Source organism: Isoptericola sp. NPDC060257, assembly GCF_042726645.1.
GTDB lineage: Bacteria > Actinomycetota > Actinomycetes > Actinomycetales > Cellulomonadaceae > Isoptericola > Isoptericola nanjingensis.
Map to the genome: position 1 here is coordinate 1 of NZ_JBHXAW010000380.1, position 3,262 is coordinate 3,262.

General features: G+C 78.0%; 3 protein-coding genes. 1 reads left to right on the top strand and 2 read right to left on the bottom strand.

Going from position 1 to position 3,262, the window contains the following annotated elements; translation table 11 throughout:
* Window positions 1–43: 43 nt before the first annotated feature.
* Window positions 44–1,717: a protein kinase gene (locus ACFWEK_RS20265; RefSeq protein ID WP_430555205.1), complete on the top strand. Its 1,674-nt coding sequence runs from the start codon at window positions 44–46 to the stop codon at window positions 1,715–1,717.
* Between the two features lie 35 nt (window positions 1,718–1,752).
* Here the strand turns inward: ACFWEK_RS20265 and ACFWEK_RS20270 are convergent, their stop codons facing one another.
* Complete coding sequence (locus tag ACFWEK_RS20270; protein WP_430555206.1) at window positions 1,753–2,397, bottom strand: prepilin peptidase; 645 nt, start codon at window positions 2,395–2,397, stop codon at window positions 1,753–1,755.
* A gap of 14 nt (window positions 2,398–2,411) precedes the next feature.
* Window positions 2,412–3,113, bottom strand: a complete 702-nt coding sequence (locus ACFWEK_RS20275) for a BTAD domain-containing putative transcriptional regulator (RefSeq protein WP_430555207.1) — start codon at window positions 3,111–3,113, stop codon at window positions 2,412–2,414.
* Between the last annotated feature and the right edge of the window lie 149 nt (window positions 3,114–3,262).

The following is a 3,262-nucleotide window of genomic DNA, read 5'->3' on the forward strand; positions in this document are numbered from 1 at the left end:
GCCTGCACCGGGACGCCCCTCGACCCATTCCTGGAGAGCTCCCTTGTCGCAGCACCGGACGGACGACACGGCCCTGCCGGACGGCGTCCGGCCGCTGACCGCGGACGATCCCGAGGAGCTCGGCGGGCACCGCCTCCTGGGCCGGATCGGCCGCGGCGGCATGGGCATGGTGTACCTCGGGACGATGCGCAGCGGCCGGCGCCTGGCGATCAAGGTGATCCGCGCCGACTACGCCGAGGACGCCGAGTTCCGCGCCCGGTTCGAGCGCGAGGTCACGGCGGCGCTCCGCGTGCGCGGCCCGTTCCTCGCGGCCCTCATCGACGCCGACCTCGCGTCGGCGACCCCCTGGCTCGCCACCGAGTACGTCCCCGGCCCGACGCTCGCGCGCCGGGTGACCCAGGACGGCCCGCTGCCGCCCGCCGAGGTCCGCACGCTCGTGGGCCACGTGGCCGAGGCACTCCACGCCGTGCACCGCGCCGGCATGGTGCACCGCGACATCAAGCCGGACAACGTCCTCCTCGGCCCGGACGGCCCGTGCGTCATCGACCTCGGCATCGCCCGGGCGGCCGACGCGACGGCGCTGACGCACGCGGGTTCCCCGCTGGGCACCCCCGTCTTCATGGCGCCCGAGCAGGCCCGCGGCGAGGACGTCTCCCCCGCGACCGACGTGTGGGCGCTCGGCGGGGTGGCCCTCTTCGCCGCCACGGGGAGCCGCCCGTTCGGCCAGGGGCGGCCGGACCTCATGTACTACCGGGTCGTCCACGAGGACCCGCAGCTCGAGGGGTGCCCCGAGGAGCTCCTGCCCTTCGTCCGGGCCTGCCTCACCAAGGACCCCGCCGCGCGGCCCCGCGTGCGCGAGATCCTCGACGCCCAGCCCGACCTGCCCGGCCCCCCGGCCGCGCCGGCGAAGGCGCAGCCGGTCGCACCGGTCGCACCGGTCGCACCGGTCGCACCGGTCGCACCGGTCGGGGCCGACGCCCCGGCGGCACCCGCCCCGGCGCCGCCCGGCGCCGCCGACGTGCCCCTCGCGGTCCCGGCGCCGGTCGACGACGAATGGTCGAGCGCGGCCGACACGTACGTCCCCGGTGCCGCCGCCCCGCAGACGCCGCAGGAACCGCCGGAGGAGCCCCCGGCCGCCCCGCCCGCCCGACGGCGCGGCCGGGTCGTCGCCGTCGTCGCCGTCGTCGCCGTCGTGCTGGCCGGCGCGGCCACCGGGGCCGTCCTGCTCCTGGGGGGCGACGACGACCCGTCGTCGCCCGAGTCCCCCGGCACGACGGCGGCCGAGGCCGCGATCGACTCCTGCCTCGTCGGGCGATGGACGCAGACGTCCATGGCCGACACGTGGGAGCAGCCCGAGCTCGGCGAGCCCGTCGACGTCACCGGGTGGGACGGGCGCGTGCTCGAGTTCCGGGAGGACGGCACGGAGACCGCCCGGTTCGACGACGCCGACGCGCTGCGCGGCACGCACTCGACCCTGGGCGAGATCGTCCAGACCTGGAGCGGCACCGCGACGTTCCACGTCACGACGAAGGACGGCGTCCTGCACGTCGAGGACGTGGACTACTCCGGGGTCACCGTCGAGGACGAGGTCGCCGGGACGACGCAGCGCAGCCGGCCCGTGTCGGTGCCCGGCGCCGACGTCGAGTACGAGTGCGACGACGCCACCATGACGCAGCACGGCGGCGCCTACGAGGCGTCGTTCGACCGCCTGGGCTGAGCGGCCCGCGGGCGCGGGAGGTCCCGACGTCGTCGTCAGGCGGCGACGACGAGCGCGACCGCGGCGCCCGCGACGAGCGCGGGCCCGTACGCGAGATGGGTCTTGCGCCCCGCCCCGCGCAGCAGGAGCGCCACCGCTATGAGCGCAGCCACGGCGCAGGTGGCGACCAGCGCCGTGACCACGCCCGACACGCCGAGCGGGCCCACGACCAGGCCGGTGACGACCGCGAGCTTGACGTCGCCCAGGCCCATGCTGAAGAAGGCCATCACCGCGAACAGCGCCCCGAGCGCGAGCGCGCCGCCCAGGGCCCGGCCGAGCACCGCCCAGTCACCGGCGACCGCGGCCGGCACCCCGAGCGCCAGCGCGACCAGGGGCCCCCACACGCGCGTGACGGCGTCCGGGATGCGGTGCACGTCCAGGTCGATCCACCCGAGCGCGGCCCCGCCGACGAGGTACACCCCGGCGGCGGCGGCGAGCGGCCACGGCACGAGCCCCGCGACCGCCCCGCCCGCCGCAGCCAGCGGCACCACCGTCCACGCACGCCCGAGGCGTGAGCGCGGCTCGTCGGTGTCGTACCGGTACGCCCCCGTCCGCAGCCACCGCCACAGCACGACGCCGGCGAGCAGCCCCGCGACCGCCCCCACGAGGACCGAGGTCGGCGCGGCCGTGGCGAACGGCACGTCCGTCAGGGCGCTCAGAGCGCGCCGGCCATGAGGCCGTCGAACTCGGAGCCCGGGTGCCGGAGCGCCGCGAGGAGCTGTGTCGTCCGCGGCGTCAGGTCGCCGCCGAGGGTGTCGGTCGCGGTCAGCAGGCCCTGCACCGCGGCGGTCTCCGACGCCGCGTCGCGGCTCTCGTGGGCGGCGAGCACCCGCAGCCGCCACAGCGCCTCGTGGGCGGGCTCTGCACGCAGCCCGACCCCGACGGCGTGCTGGGCGGCGCGCCAGCGCCCCTCGAGCAGCCGTCGGCGGCCCACCTCGCAGGCGACGTCCACGACGCGCGCCGACAGCCCCTGCCGCTCTGGCTCGGCCCAGGCGTACCGCCCGGGACGAGCGCCCGCGAAAGGTGCACCGCGCACCAGCTCCAGCGCCCGCTCGAGGTCCTCCGTCGCGACGGAGGACACATCGTCGCCGACGAGGGCCTCCCACGCCCGGACGTCCGAGCCCACGTCGTGCAGCGCGAGGCGGTCACCCGCCGCGTGGCGCGGCAGCCGGTCGCCGCCGTCGGACGCCGGACCGAGCCACCGCCGCAGCCGGGCGACGGCGGTGGAGAGCGCGCCGGCGCGCGCCGCCCCGGCCAGGCCCGGCCAGAGCGCCGCGCCCGCCTCCGCGGCGGGCGCGTCGGGGCGCAGGGCGAGGAAGGCCGCGAGTTCCTGCAGGAACGGCGCGGCCAAGATCACCCAGCGCACCGACGTCAACCGCCGAACAGGCGCTTGGCGCCGGTGCTCCAGTGCGAGACCAGGCCCTCACGGTCCACGGCCACCACGGCCAGGGGGATCCGGCCCACGGCGGCGTGCTCCACCGCGCCGTCCCCAGCTCCGCGGCTGGG